This is a genomic window from Aliihoeflea aestuarii, assembly GCF_024105665.1.
GTDB lineage: Bacteria > Pseudomonadota > Alphaproteobacteria > Rhizobiales > Rhizobiaceae > Aliihoeflea > Aliihoeflea aestuarii.
Genome location: NZ_JAAAMK010000003.1, coordinates 197,955 through 216,529 on the forward strand (window position 1 = coordinate 197,955; position 18,575 = coordinate 216,529).

At 63.7% G+C, this 18,575-nt stretch carries 21 protein-coding genes and 1 pseudogene; 5 read left to right on the top strand and 17 right to left on the bottom strand.

Translation table 11 applies throughout. The features are described 5' to 3' along the window. Nucleotides 1-11: 11 nt before the first annotated feature. Both GTW25_RS08570 and GTW25_RS08575 read right to left on the bottom strand, forming a co-directional pair. Entirely contained in the window at nt 12-365 is a 354-nt protein-coding gene (locus GTW25_RS08570; RefSeq protein ID WP_252911635.1) for a DUF1428 domain-containing protein, read from the bottom strand. Nucleotides 366-442: 77 nt separating this feature from the next. After that, a complete protein-coding gene (locus GTW25_RS08575) occupies nt 443-907 on the bottom strand; it encodes an SRPBCC family protein (protein ID WP_252911636.1) in 465 nt (154 codons plus the stop codon). A 183-nt stretch (nt 908-1,090) separates the two neighbouring features. Between GTW25_RS08575 and GTW25_RS08580 the strand changes: the two genes are divergently transcribed. Further along, entirely contained in the window at nt 1,091-2,224 is a 1,134-nt protein-coding gene (locus GTW25_RS08580; RefSeq protein ID WP_252911637.1) for an aminotransferase, read from the top strand. A gap of 313 nt (nt 2,225-2,537) precedes the next feature. Here the strand turns inward: GTW25_RS08580 and GTW25_RS08585 are convergent, their stop codons facing one another. The 8 genes from GTW25_RS08585 to GTW25_RS08620 all read right to left on the bottom strand — a co-directional run bounded on the left by GTW25_RS08585 (nt 2,538) and on the right by GTW25_RS08620 (nt 9,308). After that, entirely contained in the window at nt 2,538-3,776 is a 1,239-nt protein-coding gene (locus GTW25_RS08585) for an RNA polymerase sigma factor (protein WP_252911638.1), read from the bottom strand. Continuing rightward, nucleotides 3,773-4,156 carry a YciI family protein gene (locus tag GTW25_RS08590; RefSeq protein ID WP_252911639.1) on the bottom strand — a complete coding sequence of 128 codons (384 nt, stop codon included), beginning with the start codon at nt 4,154-4,156 and terminating at the stop codon, nt 3,773-3,775. The genes GTW25_RS08585 and GTW25_RS08590 overlap by 4 nt, the downstream gene beginning before the upstream one ends. Nucleotides 4,157-4,300: 144 nt before the next feature. Further along, a complete protein-coding gene (gene rpsP, locus GTW25_RS08595; protein WP_252911640.1) occupies nt 4,301-4,714 on the bottom strand; it encodes a 30S ribosomal protein S16 in 414 nt (137 codons plus the stop codon). A 28-nt stretch (nt 4,715-4,742) separates the two neighbouring features. Then, nucleotides 4,743-5,054 (bottom strand): chorismate mutase, encoded by a 312-nt coding sequence (locus tag GTW25_RS08600; RefSeq protein WP_252911641.1) that lies wholly within the window; start codon nt 5,052-5,054, stop codon nt 4,743-4,745. Next, nucleotides 5,051-5,587 carry a GNAT family N-acetyltransferase gene (locus GTW25_RS08605; protein WP_252911642.1) on the bottom strand — a complete coding sequence of 179 codons (537 nt, stop codon included), beginning with the start codon at nt 5,585-5,587 and terminating at the stop codon, nt 5,051-5,053. The genes GTW25_RS08600 and GTW25_RS08605 overlap by 4 nt, the downstream gene beginning before the upstream one ends. Beyond that, a complete protein-coding gene (gene ffh / locus GTW25_RS08610; RefSeq protein ID WP_252912050.1) occupies nt 5,584-7,158 on the bottom strand; it encodes a signal recognition particle protein in 1,575 nt (524 codons plus the stop codon). The genes GTW25_RS08605 and ffh overlap by 4 nt, the downstream gene beginning before the upstream one ends. 304 nt (nt 7,159-7,462) lie before the next feature. Continuing rightward, complete coding sequence (locus tag GTW25_RS08615; RefSeq protein WP_252911643.1) at nt 7,463-8,365, bottom strand: hypothetical protein; 903 nt, start codon at nt 8,363-8,365, stop codon at nt 7,463-7,465. A gap of 199 nt (nt 8,366-8,564) precedes the next feature. Then, entirely contained in the window at nt 8,565-9,308 is a 744-nt protein-coding gene (locus GTW25_RS08620) for a Crp/Fnr family transcriptional regulator (protein ID WP_252911644.1), read from the bottom strand. Nucleotides 9,309-9,427: 119 nt separating this feature from the next. Here GTW25_RS08620 and GTW25_RS08625 point away from each other — a divergent pair. Next, a pseudogene (locus tag GTW25_RS08625) lies at nt 9,428-9,719 on the top strand (hypothetical protein); the annotation flags it as partial. Here the strand turns inward: GTW25_RS08625 and GTW25_RS08630 are convergent. The 5 genes from GTW25_RS08630 to ccmA form a co-directional block, all read right to left on the bottom strand. Beyond that, nucleotides 9,655-10,233, bottom strand: coding sequence for a DsbE family thiol:disulfide interchange protein (locus GTW25_RS08630; protein ID WP_252911645.1), 579 nt, complete (start codon nt 10,231-10,233; stop codon nt 9,655-9,657). The pseudogene GTW25_RS08625 and the gene GTW25_RS08630 overlap by 65 nt on opposite strands. Beyond that, nucleotides 10,230-10,382, bottom strand: coding sequence for a heme exporter protein CcmD (gene ccmD / locus GTW25_RS08635; protein WP_252911646.1), 153 nt, complete (start codon nt 10,380-10,382; stop codon nt 10,230-10,232). Before ccmD ends, GTW25_RS08630 begins: the two co-directional genes overlap by 4 nt. Beyond that, nucleotides 10,379-11,143, bottom strand: a complete 765-nt coding sequence (locus GTW25_RS08640; protein ID WP_252911647.1) for a heme ABC transporter permease — start codon at nt 11,141-11,143, stop codon at nt 10,379-10,381. The genes ccmD and GTW25_RS08640 overlap by 4 nt, the downstream gene beginning before the upstream one ends. Before the next feature lie 75 nt (nt 11,144-11,218). Further along, complete coding sequence (gene ccmB, locus GTW25_RS08645; RefSeq protein WP_252911648.1) at nt 11,219-11,884, bottom strand: heme exporter protein CcmB; 666 nt, start codon at nt 11,882-11,884, stop codon at nt 11,219-11,221. A 204-nt stretch (nt 11,885-12,088) separates the two neighbouring features. After that, nucleotides 12,089-12,688 (bottom strand): heme ABC exporter ATP-binding protein CcmA, encoded by a 600-nt coding sequence (gene ccmA, locus GTW25_RS08650; RefSeq protein WP_252911649.1) that lies wholly within the window; start codon nt 12,686-12,688, stop codon nt 12,089-12,091. Nucleotides 12,689-12,951: 263 nt separating this feature from the next. On the opposite strand from ccmA, the gene acnA reads away from it, so the two are divergent. The 3 genes from acnA to GTW25_RS08665 all read left to right on the top strand — a co-directional run bounded on the left by acnA (nt 12,952) and on the right by GTW25_RS08665 (nt 17,297). After that, complete coding sequence (gene acnA / locus GTW25_RS08655; protein ID WP_252911650.1) at nt 12,952-15,645, top strand: aconitate hydratase AcnA; 2,694 nt, start codon at nt 12,952-12,954, stop codon at nt 15,643-15,645. Nucleotides 15,646-15,819: 174 nt separating this feature from the next. Then, nucleotides 15,820-16,578 carry a DUF1223 domain-containing protein gene (locus GTW25_RS08660; RefSeq protein WP_252911651.1) on the top strand — a complete coding sequence of 253 codons (759 nt, stop codon included), beginning with the start codon at nt 15,820-15,822 and terminating at the stop codon, nt 16,576-16,578. 335 nt (nt 16,579-16,913) lie between these two features. Then, nucleotides 16,914-17,297, top strand: coding sequence for a DUF2794 domain-containing protein (locus GTW25_RS08665; protein ID WP_252911652.1), 384 nt, complete (start codon nt 16,914-16,916; stop codon nt 17,295-17,297). A gap of 99 nt (nt 17,298-17,396) precedes the next feature. Here GTW25_RS08665 and GTW25_RS08670 read toward each other — a convergent pair whose 3' ends face one another. Next, nucleotides 17,397-17,741, bottom strand: coding sequence for a RidA family protein (locus GTW25_RS08670; RefSeq protein WP_252911653.1), 345 nt, complete (start codon nt 17,739-17,741; stop codon nt 17,397-17,399). 10 nt (nt 17,742-17,751) lie between these two features. Then, nucleotides 17,752-18,525, bottom strand: a complete 774-nt coding sequence (locus GTW25_RS08675) for a carbon-nitrogen hydrolase family protein (RefSeq protein ID WP_252911654.1) — start codon at nt 18,523-18,525, stop codon at nt 17,752-17,754. Between the last annotated feature and the right edge of the window lie 50 nt (nt 18,526-18,575).

The following is an 18,575-nucleotide window of genomic DNA, read 5'->3' on the forward strand; positions in this document are numbered from 1 at the left end:
TTGTGGCCGCTTCAGCGTTCGACGAACGCGTCGAACCCGCCGAAGATCATCCGCTTACCGTCGAACGGCATGTCGTCCATCTGTGCCTTCATGCCCGGATCCTCGAAGACCTTCGTCATCACCTTGTCGCGCGTGGCGCGGTCGGGGTAGGTCGCCCAGGCGAAGATGACGATCTCGTCGTCCTTGGCCTGAACCGCGCGCGGGAAGGATGTCAATTCGCCATAGGGCACGTCCTCGGCGACGCATTCGACATAGCCGGTCGCGCCGTGATCGAGCCAGACCTGCGAGGCGGCGGTCGCCATCTTCTTGTATTCTTCAAGCCTCGCCTTCGGAACGGCGAGCAGGAATCCATCGACATAGCTCATTTCGGTTCTCCTCTTGGTTGGTAGTCTGGCTGAATGACGGATGAGACCCATGCGAACCGACACCCGTCAAAGAAAATTCAAAGCCCTTTCGCCAAAACCTCGAGCTGGTCGGCGCATTTGCCCCACCCCTCGTGAAAACCCATCTTCTCGTGGGCGTCCCTGTCTTCCGCGCGCCAGTGGCGGGCGGTCGCGACGTAGCGCGTCCTGTCGCCCTCGTCTGCAAAGGTCACGATGCCGGTGAAGAACGGCTTTTCCGACGGGATCCAGCCGGCCGTATAGGCATCTGTGAAGACGAGTTTCTCGTTCGGCACGATATCGAGATAGACGCCCTCGTTCGGATATTCCTTACCTTCCGGATCGCGCATGGTGATCGATGAGGCGCCGCCGGGCCGCGGATCGACCTTTGCGCTGGCGATCGTCCAGGGCGCCGGCACGAACCATTGCTTCAGGAGCGCGGGCTCCGTCCAGCAGCGGAAAAGCTTGTCGCGCGGCGCGTCGATCAGGCGGTCGAGTACGAGGTCGTGGGCATGGGCTTTCGTCATATCGGGTCTCCCTATTGCGGCGGTTTCGCATTGAAGACGCGCGATACCGGCGACGACCGACAGCCTGCGGCAAACAAATTGATGGTGCCGTGTCTGCGATGCAGCCGCAAGAAGTGCGATCGGGCTGCTTGACAGGCGTGGCCCGATCACGATTCTCGGCGGGAAATTCGGGAGAGAGTGGCCATGAAGATCGATCCGTTCGCCGTCGAAATCTGGATGAACGCGCATGAAACCGGGTGCGCGTTCAATCTGGCCGAAACATGCGTCGATTCGTTGACGGTCGCCGAACTCCTGGAGATTTCCGGCGGAGGAAAAAGCGAGCTCGATGCGTTACTGGAGATGCGGCTGTCCTACGGCGCGATCGAAGGGTCCGATCGTCTGCGCGCGGCGATTGCCGCGCTCTATGACCGGCAGAAGCCGCAGAACATCATCGTCACCCATGGGGCGGCGGGTGCCAACGCGCTCGTCCATCAGGCGCTGATCGAGCCGGGCGACCGTGTCGTCTCGGTGGTTCCGACCTACCAGCAGCACGTATCGATCCCTGAAAGCATGGGTGCGAAGACCGCGCGGCTCGAATTGCGATGGGAGGATGATTTCCGTCTCGATATGGATGAGCTCGCCCGGCTCGCCGTTGACGGGACGAAGCTGATCGTTCTGACCAATCCCAACAACCCGACCGGTGTGCTCATCGATCGCGCCGGGCTTGAAGAAATCGTCGGGATCGCGCGCGGCTGCGGTGCGTGGGTCCTGTGCGACGAGGTCTATCGCGGCACGGACCAGAGCGGGCCGGGCGCGACGGTGTCCATTGCAGACCTCTACGAGAAGGGGATCAGCACCGGCTCGATGTCGAAGGCGTTTTCGCTGGCCGGTCTCAGGCTCGGCTGGATCTGTGCACCGAAGGAAATCATCGAGGCGGTGTCCATCCACCGCGACTACAACACGATCAGCGTCGGCATGATCGACGATCACTTCGCCGCGCTCGCGCTGGAAAATGCCGATGCCGTTCTGGCGCGCAGCCGCCGCATCACCCGCACGAATCTCGGCATCCTGTCCGAATGGGTCGAGCGCGAGACGCTGATCGACTGGGTGAAGCCCCAATCGGGCACGGTGGCCATGCTGCGCTATCGGCTGCCGATGTCGTCTGAAGAATTCTGCCTGGCACTGCTCACTGAAACCGGCGTGATGCTGACGCCCGGAAGCGCGTTCGGCATGGAGGGCTTCCTGCGCATCGGCTATGCCAATGAGGAAGCCGTGCTGCGCGAGGGGCTGCGCCTGATGTCGGGATTTCTTGCGCAGCGAGCCAGATCGGCCGCGTAAGGGCTCGGCCTGCATGGCGGCGACATCACGCTCACCGACAGCCCGCTCGGAGGGTCGAGCGATCGTCAGGCTGCCGCCGAAACGTCCGGATGCTTTACCCTACGATTTTCCGTAGAGGCCTGGATTCCTGTGACGAGCACAGGAATGACGATGGCGGGAGGGGTGGCCATAAAAAGGATCAGCATCGACGATTGACAGCAAGCTTTCCGCCGTCATTCCTGTGCTCGTCACAGGAATCCAGGCCCCGACAGTTCGGGCAAGCGTAACGATCCCAAAAAATCAGAACAGCCGTCCGCCGTCAGGCACCTCGCCGTCATGCCTGCATCTCATCGAGATGGCGGCGGATATGGGCCGCTTCCGCCGGTGTGCGCGCAAGAGCGATCGCACGATCGAACGCCTCGCGCGCCTCGCGGCAGCGTTCCAGTTCGGCCAGCAGCCCGCCGCGCATGCCGTGATAGTGAAAATAGCCCGCCAGGCGGTCAGCCAGCGGTTCGATCAGGTCGAGCGCGGCCTGCGGGCCCTTCACCTTCGAAAGTGCGGCGGCCCGATTGAGCGTGACGACCGGTGACGGCTCGACCGCCTCCAGCATGCGATAGAGAAGCTCGATTTCGGTCCAGTCGGTATCGCGGGCCTGTGCGGCGCGCGCATGCAGCGCGGCGATCGCCGCCTGAATCTGGTAGCTGCCGGGCTGGCGATGACGAAACGCCTTGTCGACCAGCGCCAGCCCTTCCACGATCATCTTCGCATTCCAGCGGGAGCGATCCTGATCGGCCAGAAGCACGATCTCGCCCCGGTCGTCGAGGCGCGCGGTCGAGCGCGCATGCTGAAGAAGCATGAGCGCCAGAAGGCCCATGATTTCCGGCTCCGCGGGGAAAAGCCGCAAAAGCAGGCGTCCGAGCCGGATCGCTTCCTCGGCGAGCACATTGGACGCCGCGACGTTTTCGGGACGCGAGGAGTAGCCCTCGTTGAAGACGAGATAGATCATCGCGGCGACCGCACCGACGCGCTGCGACCGCGCGATGGCGTCGGGCGTTTCGAATTTGTGACCGGCGGCGGCGATCCTGGCCTTGGCGCGCGTGATGCGCTGTTCCATGGCGGCTTCGGAAATCAGGAAAGCGCGGGCGATCTGCGGAACGGTGAGGCCGGAAACGATGCGCAGGGCGAGCGCCACCTGATGCTCGGGCGGCAGTGCCGGGTCGCAGCAGGTAAACAGGAGGCGCAGGATGTCGTCGCGATAATCGGCGCCGTCGAGACGTTCGACCAGTGGCGTTTCCACGTCGCTGAGGTCCGACAGAGCCTCTTCCTCCGGCAAGGCGACAAGACGCTTGTCTCGGCGCACCGCGTCGATGCCGACATTGCGGCCGACGAAGATCAGCCAGGCCGCCGGATCGCGCGGCGCGCCGTTTTTCGGCCAGTTCCTCAGTGCCCTGAGGCTGGCCTCCTGAAAGGCTTCCTGCGCGCGGTCGAGATCGCGAAAATAGCGCAAAAGCGCGCCGACCGCCTGCGGCCGGGCGGCGGCAAGCGTTCTTCCTATGGTGTCCGCATCTTTCATTCGCGCGCGTACTCCGTGGCTTGCGGGCGCACGTAGCCGACGGGGCGGATTTCGTAGGAACCGTTGCCGGGATTGGCTTCAGCCAGTTCCTTCGAGAAGGCGATGGCTTCGTTAAGATCGGCGCAGTCGACGAGATAGAAGCCGAGGAACTGCTCCTTGGTCTCGGCGAAGGGGCCGTCGATGATCAGCGGTTCACCGGCGGATTTGCGCAAGGTGGTCGCCGCCGTGGTCGGCAGGAGGCGGGCGACCGGGCCGAGCCGGCCTGACTTTTCGACCTTCTGCAGGACGGCATCGAGCCGCGCCATGACGGCGGCGTCCTCTTCGTCGGACCATTGGCCCACGGCGTCTTCGTAGTCGTAGCATAAAATGGCGTACAGCATGTCCAGCCTCGTGCTCATCGTGAAAGACGCAAGAGACAAGACCGATCCGACATTCGCCGCAACGATAATTTTAATGCAGGCCGAAACGAAAAGCCCCGCCGGCGTGTGCCGACGGGGCTTTCGACTGTCGATAGCGACAGAAACTTACGAAGCAGCTTCTTCTGAAGCTTCCTCGGCCGGTGCATTTGCAGCTTCGGCTTCGGCGGCTGCCTTGGCGGCTGCATCCTCTTCGGCCTGCTTCTGGGCGGCGATGCGCTCCTGCGCCTTCTTGCCCGGCTCGGCCTTCTTCGGGTTCTGGCGCTCGTCGCGCTTGGCGACGCCGGCCTGGTCGAGGAAGCGCAGGACGCGGTCGGTCGGCTGTGCGCCGTGGTCGAGCCAGTATTTGATGCGCTCTTCGTTGAGCTTCACGCGCTCACCATCCTTCGGCAGCATCGGGTTCCACGAGCCGACCTGCTCGATGAAACGGCCGTCGCGCGGCGAGCGGACGTCGGCGATGACGACGTGGTAGTAGGGACGCTTCTTGGAGCCCGCACGGGCCAGACGAATTTTCAGTGCCATTTCTGTTCTCCTGGGATGGATGTTCGGTTCAACGGGTTTCCGAGGCGATCGCCTCATGGTGGCGGATGACCTCGCGGACGATGAAGTTCAAAAACTTCTCCGCGAAATCGGGGTCGAGATTGGCTTCGTTCGCCAGGCGGCGAAGCCGTTCGATCTGGGTCTTCTCCCGCGACGGATCGGCGGGCGGAAGGTCGTGTTCTGCCTTGAGCTTGCCGACCGCCTGCGTGCAGCGGAAGCGCTCGGCGAGCATGTGGATCAAGGCGGCGTCGATATTGTCGATCGACGCGCGGTAGGTCGCGAGGATTTCGCGGGCGCGCTGTGCGTCCGGTGTGTCAGTCATGCCGGCTCCTGCGCGTGGCGTGCGAAAAATTCGGATGGTGGCAGATGCCGATAGACGGGCATCATGCCGTAAGGTTTGAACTCGGCTTCCCCGTCGCGCCTGGCGCCCAGCTTTTCGGCGACGCGCTGCGAGGGAAGGTTCTCGTTGTCGATGCAGGATATGGCAGTCGTCCATCCGAGATCATGGTAGGCGAAAGCGAGCGTTCGAGCGGCGGCTTCGCTGGCATATCCCTTGCCTTGAAACTCGGGAAATATGATCCAGCCAATCTCTTGCTCAGGCCAGCCTTCGGGAAACCACGGGCCTACAACGCCGATGAAACGGCCGCTTCCCTTTTCCTCGACGGCGAATTCACCGTATCCGCACAAGGTCCACGATCCCGCGATCGTCGCCAGCGAACGCCATGCGGCCGGGCCGTCTTTGGCTCCACCCACGAAACGAGCCGCATCGGTCGCCGAAAATGCAGCGAATGGCTCGTAATCATCCGGCTTTATTCCGCGCAACAAGAGGCGTTCGGTTTCCAGCGTCGGGATCATTTCTTCCCGCCTTTCGGCAGGCCCGGCAAGCCGCCAAGTCCCGGAAGACCGCCGCCGCCGAGGCCCGGCAACCCGCCGCCCATTCCGCCCGGCAATCCTTTGCCGAGACCGGATGCCTGAACCTGCTTCTGCAAGGCTTCGAGCTGCTTGGGGTCCATTTTCGACAGGTCCGGCATGCCGCCGCCCATTCCACCGAGACCACCCATTCCGCCGAGGCCCATTTTAGAGGCGAGACCGCCCATGGCCGCGCGCATCATGCCGCCGCCCTTGCCCTTGCCGCCCATGGCTTTCATCATGTCGGCCATCTGGCGATGCATCTTCAGGAGCTTGTTGATCGCGGCGGCGTCGGTGCCGGAGCCTGCGGCGATGCGCTTCTTGCGCGAATGCTTCAAAAGGTCGGGATTGCCGCGCTCGGCTTTCGTCATCGACTGGATGATGGCGATCTGGCGCGCGAAGGTCTTGTCGTCGAAACCGGCGGTCGCGATCTGGTCCTTCATCTTGCCCATGCCGGGCATCATGCCCATGATCCCGCCCATGCCGCCCATCTTCTGCATCTGGCGCAATTGGTCGGCGAGGTCGTTCAGGTCGAACTTGCCCGACTGCATCTTCTTCGCCATCGCCTGCGCCTTTTCGGCGTCGATGGTTTCGGAAGCGCGCTCGACGAGGCTGACGATGTCGCCCATGCCGAGAATGCGGTCGGCGATGCGCTTGGGGTAGAACTCCTCCAGCGCGTCCATCTTTTCGCCGGTGCCGATCAGCTTGATCGGCTTGCCGGTGACGGCGCGCATGGAAAGCGCCGCACCACCGCGTCCGTCACCGTCCATGCGGGTCAGGACGAGGCCGGTGATGCCCACGCGGCTGTCGAAGTTCTGGGCGAGGTTGACGGCGTCCTGGCCGGTCAGTGAATCGGCGACCAGCAGGATTTCATGCGGATTGGCGACCTGGCGGATTTCCGCCATCTCGGCCATCAGCGGCTCGTCGATATGGGTGCGGCCGGCGGTGTCGAGGATGACGACGTCGTGGCCGCCGAGGCGAGCGGCCTGAACCGCGCGCCGGGCGATGTCGACCGGAGACTGGCCGGCGATGATCGGCAGCGTCGGTACGCTCGTCTGCTCACCAAGCTGGCGCAATTGCTCCTGCGCGGCCGGGCGGCGCGTGTCGAGCGAGGCCATCAGGACCTTCTTGCCCTGGCGCGCCGTCAGCCGCTTCGCGATCTTGGCCGACGTCGTCGTCTTGCCCGAGCCCTGAAGGCCGACCATCATGATCACGACCGGCGCGGGCGCGTTGAGATCGATCGTCTCGCCTTCTGCGCCGAGCATCTCGATCAGTTCGTCATGGACGATCTTGACGACCATCTGGCCGGGCTTGATCGACTTCAGGACTTCCGCGCCGACCGCCTTCGCCTTGACGCGATCGGTAAAGGAACGGACGACCTCGAGCGCCACGTCGGCCTCGATCAGCGCGCGGCGCACTTCGCGCAGCGCGGCCGATACGTCTGCTTCCGACAGCGCGCCACGGCCGGTCAGGCCGTTCAGGATCGAACCAAGGCGCTCTTGCAGGTTTTCGAACATCATCCGTCCTTCAGGTCTCGTGCGTCATCGCCCGAGAGGTAGTGCATGCCCAACCGAAACCCAACCGAACAAAGCAAAACGACACCCGGGGGCGCATGGCGCTGCCGGGTGTTGACCTCCGGGATCCGGCCCTTCCGCATACGGAAAGCGCCCCGGTCGGCTGCTCGGAGTCGGTAACTCGTCGCTTGAACTGGCGGCTTATTCCCTCAAAAGCCGCACGGAGTCAAGTTTTCGCGGCTCATAAGAAAACGCCGCCCCGGTCGAACCGGGACGGCGTTTGCGTCCGAAGGCGACGCGATCGCTGTTACCAGGGGCGGGTCCAGCCCTGCACGACCGTCTGCCGGTCGCGATGATTGCCGCCGGTGACCGCGCCGAAATAGGCACCGGCTGCACTGATCAGAAGCGAGGCCGCGGTAATGAACGCCGCAACCATGGTCACGCGACGTGCCCGTTCGGCCGTTTCGCGGGCAGTTGCTTCAAGCTCCTGAGCCTGCGCCCAGAACTGGTCGACGCGCGCCTGTGCCTCAGCCTCGTCGGTGCCCGTCCTGGCCGCGACGACGCTTGCCAGATAGTCACGATCTTCCTGCGCCAGTTCGCCGTCCGCGACGGCGGTGATCAAGATGCGGCCAACCTCGTCACGCAAGTCCGTGTCGGCTGTGTCTGTCGCCGTGCCGGGCCGAAGCAGCCTGTCGCTCAGGATGGCATTGGGATCGATATTCTCAGCGAGCGAGGCGGCACCGGATGCCGCACCGCCCACTGCAGACCCGACGGCGTTGGTCGCGGTACCGAGAACCGCCGAGGCGCTCGAAAATGCCAGAACCGCACCGATCAGAACGCCGAGCCCCCATACGAGAAGGCCATGCGACCCGTCGCGGATATCGGATTCGTCTTCCGTCGCGTCGTAATTGCGCCGGCGCAGCCGGCCGGCCAGATAACCGCCGGCCATGAAGGCCGACACCTGCACCCATATAAGCCATAGCGCCGCAGCGATCGCGAAGGCGGCAAGCGAGATTCCGCTGCCCTCGCGGGCCGAGGTCAAGCTGAGACCCAGCGCCGAACCGAAGGCGAGAAGAACGACGGAAATGGCGGTCGCGAGAACCGCACCGCCGATGATGGCAGGCCAGTCGACATACGATTTTTCGTCGCCCGTGGCGATGGCTGTCGCGCCGACAGGCGGTGTGGGGGTAGCCCCGTATTCAGGAGTCATCGAGATTCTCCGATCATGGCTCAACGAAGGCCCAGAAGCGAAAGGATGAAGAGAACGACCACGACGAGGCCGACGAGATAGATGATGCCATGCATGATGATGCTCCCAATGTTAGTGGCTGCTCATCAACACGCCAATTTGCCCTTCGTTCCCGCCGATGACACAAATTCGCCACGCTGGCGCCGCCTGCGGGGCTTCCTCAGGCGGATTTGGCCTGGATACCTTTCGCCGCCCTGCCCTCGCCCATGTGAAGATAGAGCGGATCGAAAAGGGCAATTTCCTCCAATTGCTCCAGATTGACGATGGTGAGGAGGCGCCCGTCGAATTTCACGACCCCGCTTTTGCGCAATTGCTGAAGGACTCGGTTGACATGGACGGCGGACAGGCCGGTCATCTCAGCCAGATCGCTCTGGCGTAGCGGCAGCCGCACGGTCGGGCCATCCGCCAGGCCGACGGCATGGGCGCGGTGATAGATTTCACAGAACAGATGCGCGAAGCGTTCGACGGCGGTCCGCTGGCCCATAGAAAGCAGCCATTCCCGCGTGATCGATTCCTCTACGAGGGTTGCCCACCAGAGCGCGCGCATGATGCGGGGATAGCGGTCGACGACCTCGACCACGCGCTTTTCGGGGATGGTCTTTATCTCGGCCTGCGTCAGCGTCGCGATGGAGTGATCCATGCGTTTCAGGATGAAGACGCGCAGATCGCAAATGTCACCGGGCACGAAATAGCCCAGTATCTGCCGTCGCCCGTCTGCGAGTGCCTTATAGCGCACCGCGTATCCGTCGACGATCAGATTGACGCCTGTCGGGTTGTCTCCCTCCCTGATGATGTCGTGACGCGGGGCGACGACGAGCGGCAGTTCTGACAGGGAATCCAGAACCGCACGCTCCTCTTTGTTGAACGAACAAAAATGTTCCAGCTTCCTGACGAGTGCATTCATGGGGCCTCCGGCGGAATGTTTTCGCATGATGCTGAAACGGAACAGCGCAAGAATGGTTCTGCGCGAAGAGCCGACGGACAATGCCTCGCCTTGCTCAATGGCCTTGCCCCCAGGGTGAGCCGTGGACCAATGGACAGGTCGAGAGGATGAACCGCACCATCAAGGACACCACCGTCAAGCGCCTCTACTACGAAACCACGACCAGCTCCGCAGCCATCTCGCCGACTTCGTCGCAGGCTCAAGCCCCTCAAGGGCATCACCCCTTACGAGTTCATCCGCAAGGCGTGGACCTCACAGCCCCAACGGTTCACCCTCAATCCGCTCCAGCAAATACCGGACCGAACATCTACCCGCCCGAACGCGCGCGTTCTATGGCGACCATCAGCCCGTCGCGCATCGATTGCGGCGTGAACGGGCCGACATGCTTGTAGAGGATCGTGCCGTCCGCGCCGACCAAGAAGGTTTCCGGCACGCCGTAGACACCCCAGTCGATCGCCGTGCGGCCCGACCCGTCGACACCGATCGCATCGTAGGGATTGCCGAGTTCGGCAAGAAAGTTGCGGGCCTGTTCGGGGCGGTCCTTGTAGTTGAGACCCGCAATGGTCAGCCCCTCATCCTCGGCGAGGTCCATCAGAAGCGGATGTTCCTGACGGCACGGCGCGCACCAGGAGGCCCAGACATTGACCAGCGTCAGTTCGCCGCCGAACGACGCGCTCTCGATGCCCGGCAGGGGTGAGCCTTCGAGCGGCGGCAGGCTCGTCTGCGGGGCCGGTGCACCGATCAGAGCGGACGGGACGACCGATGCATCGCGGCCCGACAGAAGCATGATCAGGAAAACGCCCGCCAGCCCGAGAAAGAGCGCCAGCGGCACGATTGCCAGAAGCGGCAGGCGGCGGCGCGGGGTTGGTCGACTATCTATGCTCATTGCGCCGACCTGCGGCGCACGCCACGCGCTTCGAGATCGGCGAGTTCACGCTTCCGCGCGCGATGGTCGATGAAAAGCCAAAGCGCGATGCTGGCCAGAACCAGAAACGTAACCCCATAGGCGGCCGAAACGAAGGCGACATGATTCATGACGCGCCTCCATCGGCGCGCCGCGCGGCAAGGCGGCGCATGGCCGAGACGCGGCGACGCCAGATTTCTGTGCGCATCGCGGTCAGGTGAAATGCGAGGAAAAGCACAGTGAAACCCGCGGCCATGACGAGCAGCGGCCAGAGCATCGAGGAGTGGATCGTTGGTCCGTCGAGCCGGATGACCGAGGCCGGCTGATGCAGCGTGTTCCACCAGTCAACCGAGAACTTGATGATCGGAATGTTGACGAAACCGACCAGCGTGACGATGGCAGCCGCTTTCGCGGAACGCCCCGGATCGTCGAGCGCGCGAGTGAGTGCGATGATGCCGAGATACATCAGGAACAGGACGAAGACGGAAGTGAGCCGCGCGTCCCAGACCCACCACGTCCCCCACATGGGCTTGCCCCAGATCGAGCCGGTGGCGAGCGCCAGAAGCGTGAACGCCGCGCCGAGCGGGGCGGCCGCCTTCAGCGCCACATCGGCCAGCGGATGCCGCCAGACCAGCGTGCCGAGCGCCGAGATCGCCATGATCGAGTAGCACATCATGGACAACCACGCGAAGGGCACATGGATATACATGATGCGCACGGTGATGCCCTGCTGGTAATCCTCCGGCGCCGTGAAGCTCATATAGAGACCGACGCCGAGCAGGATCGCGGCGAGCGCATAGGCGAACGGGATCAGCCTGTCCGCCAGCGCGATGAAACGCGTCGGATTGGCAAGATCGGTCAGCCGCGTGGCGGAAACGCTCGTATCGCTCATGGTCCCTCACATAGCTTCAAGCGGGAAGCGGCGCAATTCGCTGCCGATCAACCTGCCGTGCGTGATGTCGTCGCGTCAGTCGCTCGCCGATTTCAGCGCGAGCGCGGCGGCGAACGGGCCGATCACGGCGAAGAACAGCGTCAGGGCGCACAGGATCAGGAACGGCGGCAGGAAAGGCTGCGGATCGTTCGCCGCGCCATAGGCCGCCGATACCCCGAAGATCAGCACCGGGATGACGAGCGGCAGGACCAGCACCGACACGAGCAGCCCGCCGCGCGGCAAGGCGACGGCGACCGCCGCACCCACCGCGCCGATGAAGGCGATGGCCGGGGTTCCGGCGAGCAGTGTGGCCGATGTCGCGAAGATCGCGACCGGTTCCATGTTCATGAACAGCCCGAGCAGCGGCGAGGCGACGACGAGCGGCAGAATGCTCGCGGTCCAGTGGGCAAGGCATTTCACGAAGACGGTGAGGGCAAGCATGTGGCGGGTGTCGCCAAGGATCAGGAGGTCGAGCGAGCCGTCCTCCCGGTCGGCCTGAAAGAGCCGGTCGAGACCGAGCAATCCGGCGAGCAGCGCGCCGATCCACAGCATGGCCGGGCCGATGCGCGCGAGAAGATTGAGGTCCGGGCCGACGCCGAAGGGCACCACCGCGACGACGGCAAGAAAGAACAGGACGCCCACCAGCGCACCGCCGCCAGCGCGAATGCCGAGACGTATGTCGCGGATGAAGAGGGCTAGCATGAGGGTACACCCCGGCCAACGCGCTTTACGACGCCCCCCTCTGTCCTGCCGGACATCTCCCCTGTAACGGGGGAGATCACGCTCTTCCTGTCCCCGCCTTTGCGGCGATCGGAGTGCTGTCGAAGCGAATGACGTGCTTGATCTCCCCCCTTGCGGGGGAGATGTCCGGCAGGACAGAGGAGCGCGCGAAGAAGTATCGTCATTTCAGCGGTCGCCCATCACCAGGCTCGTTGCCCCCTCGATCCCGAGCGGGATATGCGTCGCGGCGACGATGATTCCGCCATCCTCCAGATGCGCCGCCATCAGCGCGGCGAAGCGGCGTTCGGAGCGGGCGTCGAGGCCGGCGGTCGGCTCGTCGAGCAGCCAGACCGGGCGATAGCTGACGAGCAGCTTCGCGATGGAGACGCGCCGCCTTTGCCCGGTGGAAAGATAGCCGAAAGGCAGATGCCCGAGATCGGCCAGCCCGACCTCGTCCAGCGCTTCTTCGTTGGTCAAAAACGGTTCGCCATGGAAGTCGCGCCAGAAATCGAGATTCTCGTTGACGGATAGCGCCGTCTTCATCGCGTTCTGGTGGCCGAGATAATGCGCGGCGGACGCGACCTGCTCGTCTTCAGCGCCTTCCAGCCGCACAGCGCCGGACGCAGAAGGCAACAAACCGGCGACGACGCGCAAAAGCGTCGACTTGCCCGACCCGTTCTCACCCGTGACGACAAGCGCCTCGCTTTGTCCCAGCGCGAAGTCGACCGGGCCGAACACGGGTTCGCCGCCGCGTTCGCCGCACAATGCCTCGGCAATCAGCCGCATCCTGATACTTTCCGCCAATTATCTTTACTGCGGCGATTTTTGCCCGCCCGCTACTCTGGAACTCTTATAAGAAATTCTCTATAGAACCGGCAACCACGCCAGCGGTCGGCGTGTGGACCAAATTTGCGCCGAGCCAGCGCGCGTGCCGCCTTGAACGGCCGGGTTGCGGGGTGACGGACAGCGGAAATGACCGTACCCGCACCTTTGCGCGTGATGCACACTGGCGTTCGTCCCCTCTCGGTACCGACAGTTAGGGAACGCCCGTGACACAATCACTCGACAGCTTCAATTGCCGCCGCACGCTCGACGTGAACGGCACCGAATACACCTATTACAACCTCGTTGAAGCCGAGAAGAACGGCCTTGCCGGCATCTCGAAGCTTCCCTTCTCGATGAAGGTGCTGCTCGAGAACCTGTTGCGCAACGAGGACGGACGCTCCGTCACCAAGGAATCCATCCAGGCCGTCGCCGGATGGCTGGACGACAAGGGCACCGCCGGCGTCGAGATCGCCTATCGCCCGGCGCGCGTCCTGATGCAGGACTTCACCGGCGTTCCGGCCGTGGTCGACCTTGCCGCCATGCGCGACGCGATGGTCGCGCTCGGCGGCGACCCGGAGAAGATCAACCCGCTGGTGCCGGTCGATCTCGTCATCGACCACTCGGTCATCGTCGACGAATTCGGCACGCCGCGCGCCTTCGCGCGCAATGTCGAGCTCGAATACCAGCGCAACGAGGAGCGCTACAAGTTCCTGAAATGGGGCCAGCAGGCGTTCCGCAACTTCCGGGTCGTTCCCCCCGGCACGGGCATCTGCCACCAGGTCAACCTCGAATATCTCGGCCAGACCGTATGGACGAAGGAAGAGGACGGCGTCACCGTCGCCTATCCTGACACCTGCGTCGGCACCGATTCGCACACGACGATGATCAACGGTCTCGGCGTTCTGGGCTGGGGCGTCGGCGGCATCGAGGCGGAGGCGGCCATGCTCGGCCAGCCGGTCTCCATGCTCCTGCCGGAAGTCATCGGCTTCAAGCTGACCGGAAAGCTCAGGGAAGGCGTGACCGCGACCGACCTCGTGCTGACCGTCGTCCAGATGCTGCGCAAGAAGGGCGTCGTCGGGAAATTCGTCGAGTTCTACGGCTCGGGCCTCGGCAACATGACGCTCGCCGACCGCGCGACCATCGGCAATATGGGGCCGGAATACGGCGCGACCTGCGGGTTCTTCCCCGTCGACGGCGAGACGATCAACTACCTCACCATGTCTGGCCGCGAAAAGCAGCGCATCGCGCTGGTCGAAGCCTATTCGAAGGCGCAAGGCATGTGGCGCGACGGCGACGGCTCCGACCTCGTCTTCACCGACACGCTGGAACTCGACATGGGCACGGTCGTGCCGTCCATGGCCGGCCCGAAGCGTCCCGAGGGGCGCGTCGCGCTGGAAGACATCGCGACGGGCTTCGCCGAGGCGCTGGGCAAGGAATACAAGAAGACGGCCGATACCGACCGCCGCTACGCCGTCGAGGGCGAGGACTACGATCTGGGCCATGGCGACGTCGCCATCGCCGCGATCACGTCCTGCACCAACACCTCGAACCCGTCGGTGCTGATCGCCGCCGGCCTTCTGGCGCGCAACGCCAACCGCCTCGGCTTGAAGCAGAAGCCATGGGTGAAGACGTCGCTTGCGCCCGGCTCGCAGGTCGTCGCGGAATATCTGGAGCGCGCCGGCCTTCAGACCGAACTCGACCAGATCGGCTTCAACCTCGTCGGCTTCGGCTGCACCACCTGCATCGGCAATTCCGGCCCGCTGCCGGGCCCGATTTCGAAGACGATCAACGACAAGGGGCTGATCGCCGCGGCCGTCCTGTCGGGCAACCGCAATTTCGAGGGCCGCGTTTCGCCGGACGTGCAGGCGAACTACCTCGCCTCGCCGCCGCTGGTCGTCGCCTACGCGCTCGCCGGCTCGGTGACCAAGGATCTGACCAGCGAACCGCTCGGCCAGGACAAGGACGGCAAGGACGTTTTCCTGAAGGACATCTGGCCGTCCTCGGCCGAGATTCAGGACTTCATCGCGAAGAACGTCACGCGCGAATTGTTCGCCGAGAAATACGCCGACGTGTTCAAGGGCGACGAGAACTGGCAGAAGGTGCAGGTCTCGGCCGGCCAGACCTACACCTGGGACGACAATTCGACCTATGTGCAGAACCCGCCCTATTTCGAAGGCATGCAGAAGAAAGCCGACGGCAAGGTCGCTCCGATCTCAGGTGCGCGCGTCCTCGGCCTTTTCGGCGACAAGATCACGACCGACCACATCTCCCCGGCCGGCTCGATCAAGGCGGCTTCTCCGGCTGGTGCCTATTTGACGGATCATGGCGTCGGCGTCGCCGACTTCAACCAGTACGGCACGCGTCGCGGCAATCATGAAGTGATGATGCGCGGCACCTTCGCCAACATCCGCATCCGCAACCACATGCTGGGCGAAAACGGGCGCGAGGGCGGCTACACGATCCACTACCCTTCCAAGGAGGAGATGTCGATCTACGACGCGGCCATGCGCTACAAGGAAGAAGGCGTGCCGCTGGTGATCTTCTCCGGCGTCGAATACGGCAACGGCTCGTCGCGCGACTGGGCGGCCAAGGGCACGAACCTTCTGGGCGTGCGCGCGGTCATCGCGCAGTCGTTCGAGCGTATTCACCGCTCGAACCTCGTCGGCATGGGCGTCATCCCGTTCGTTCTGGAAGACGGCACGAGCTGGGCGGACCTCGCGCTCAAGGGCGACGAGACCGTCACCATCGAGGGCCTGGAGACGATCAAGCCGCGTCAGAAGATGGTCGCCAAGGTGACCTATGCCGACGGGCAGGTGAAGGACGTTCCGATCTGGTGCCGCATCGATACGCTGGACGAGCTGGACTACTTCAAGAACGGCGGCATCCTGCAATACGTGCTGCGCGACCTCGCGGCCTGAGCGCGTCGCGCCTCTGCAATTTCGAACGAAGGCCGGGGCGTTCGCGCCCCGGCTTTTCTCTTGGAAGTCATTGCAAGGCTCACCCGAACGTTACTTTCCGTTGACCTGCGGCAATGCCTAACCTTATGTCGATTGCGGCAGCGCCATTCCGGCCCTGCCTGAACCGGATCGATCATGGGACTGCGACACGCATTCGCGCTCATCGCCTTTGCGATAGCCGGGTTTGGAACATTTGCCGCGTCGGCCTCGCCGGACGTCGAAAAGCCCGTTGCCGTGGTCGAGCTTTTCACCAGCCAGGGCTGTAATTCCTGCCCGCAGGCCGACGCCAAGCTGGCCGAACTCGCCGAGGCCGGCGACATCGTCGCGCTCGGCTTCCATGTCGATTACTGGGACTATCTGGGCTGGAAGGACACGCTCGCCACGCCCGAGAACACCGATCGGCAGCGCGACTATTCGCGCCTGTTCGGCAACCGGTCGGTCTATACGCCACAAATCGTCATCAACGGCGCGGGCGACGTCAAGGGATCGAAGCCCCAGCGGGTCGAGGCGGCCCTGCGCCGCGTGCGCATGGGCGGGTTTTTGCCCGTAAAGGTCGATCTTCGGCTGACATCCGACAGTCTGGTGATTTCGCTCGGCAAAGGCGTCGCGCGCACGGAGGCGAGCGTGCTGGTCGTCTATTTCGACAAGCGCACCGAAGTCGAGATCAAACAGGGACACAATCGCGGCCGTTCGCATGCTTACGTTCACCCGGTCAAGGCGTTCCACAGCGCGGGAATGTGGCAGGGAGAGGCGGGCGAACTGCGCCTGCCGCTTCATGACGTGCGCAAGAAGGGAAGCGGCGGCGTCGCCGTGCTCGTGCAGGAAATCAATCCCAACGGCCTGCCGGGCGCGATCCGGGGCGCCGCGCTGATCCATCACGGCGCAGGATCATAAGGAGCGGGCGGCCGCACCGTTGTCGTCTCATCGATTTTCAGGAAGTGTCACCGAGTTGGTTCGATCCGACGTCGATCCCGTGGGCGGGGGGCTTGGGGTTACGGCACCGGGCCGGACCGAACCGTCTCAGGCAACGGGGGAACACTGGCCTTCGATTGGGGCTGCAACTTGGATTAATTACGGCAAGAATAAGTCCGACAATCACCAATTCCGACAGCCTGTCCCGCGGCGTGAGTGTGGTGCGACATTCGTGCAACGACGCTTTTGACCTTGCAATTGCCACGCATGCAGGCGAACCTTCCTATGTCGCGAAACTGTCACGAGGAGGTTCGCCGATGAATGATGGCGGACATGGCGCAGGTGCCGATTCATCCGCAACGCTCATTCCACTTCATGAAGCGCGCCGCGAGCGCATGGAGCTTCCGGTGACGTTTCACCGCCTCGAACTGGATCTGATCCTGCGGCTATACGGGAAAATGGTGGCCGCCGGCGAATGGCGCGATTACGCGATCGATCACCTGAAGGACCGCGCCGTCTTTTCCGTTTTCCGCCGCACCAGCGAAGTGCCGCTCTTCCAGATCACAAAGATCCCCGCGCTCGCTCGCAAGCAGGGCGCCTTTTCGGTCGTAGCCGCAAACGGCGTCATTTTGAAACGCGGACACGAACTTGCACGCGTCGTCACAATCTTCGACAAGAAGCTGAAACTCGTCGGCGCCTGAAGCGCGCCGCGATCTTTCAGATTCGCTCCATGCGCTTCAGCTTCTTATTTTGCGCATGTCTTTATCCCGAAACCGGTGCCCATTTTCGGGAGACATGCGCTAGTCCTGCGCAGCGACCACGATGATCTCGACCTTGTATTTCGGCGCGGCGAGCTTGGCTTCACCGGTCGCGCGGGCCGGCGTGTTCGCCGGATCGACCCAGGCATCCCACGCCGCGTTCATCTCGGCGAAATCGGCCATGTCGGACAGCCAGATCTGCGCCGACAGGATGCGCGACTTCGAAGAACCTGCCACAGCGAGCAGCCGGTCGATCTCCGTGAGAATGGATTCCGTCTGCGCCTTGACCGTCTCGCCGTCGCCGACCTGACCGGCGAGATAGACGACGCCGTTGAAGATGTTGGCATGGCTCATGCGCGGGCCGGTCTCGTGGCGGGTGATGGTCATGGCGAACTCCTCAAATATTCAGATCGGCCAGATAGGAATTGGCCTCGGCCGAATCCGCATAGCGTGACGGCGTCAGTTCCGCAACGATCAACGCTTCCTCGTCCCCGCCCGCCTTGGCGAGCAGCGTTCCGTCCGGCGCGACGATCGACGACAGCCCGGCATAGGCGAAGCGTTCGTCGGCGCCGCAGTGATTGACATAGGCGAGGAAGACCTGGTTCTCGAAAGCCCGCACCGGCACCATCTGGCGTGCGATGAAAGCGTCGTGATCGCTGGTCGGAAGCGCCGTCGGCACCAGAACCGCGTCGACGCCGGCTCTGGCCAGCCGGCGCATGTTCTCGGGAAACTCCACATCGTAGCAGATCAGGAGACCGAAGGTCAGCCCGCCCTTTTCGAAGGTGACCGCCGCCGGCTTAGCCTGCTCGAAAAGCCCCCGTTCGTAGGGACCGTAGAGATTGCACTTGCGGTAGACGATCGGCAACGCCTCGCCATCGACCACGACCGCGCTGTTGCGGACGATGTCGCCGTCGCGCTCCGCAAAACCGGCGACGATGGTGAGGCCCGTTTCGCGGGCCGTGGCGGCAAGCCCGGCGATCTGGTCGCCGTCCAGCGTCTGCGCGGTCTCGCGCACCGCCTTGCCGACGCCGTAGCCGGTGAGCGCGAGTTCGGGCACGACGAGGATCGACGCGCCCTTCTCAGTCGCCGCGCGCGCGGCAGCCGCGATCTTGTCGAGATTGGCGCCCACGTCGCCCGGCACGCTCTTCATCTGGAAGCCCGCGATCTTCATCTTTCACCTCACCCGATTGCCCGGTTCACGATCAGCCCCCTCAACCGGTG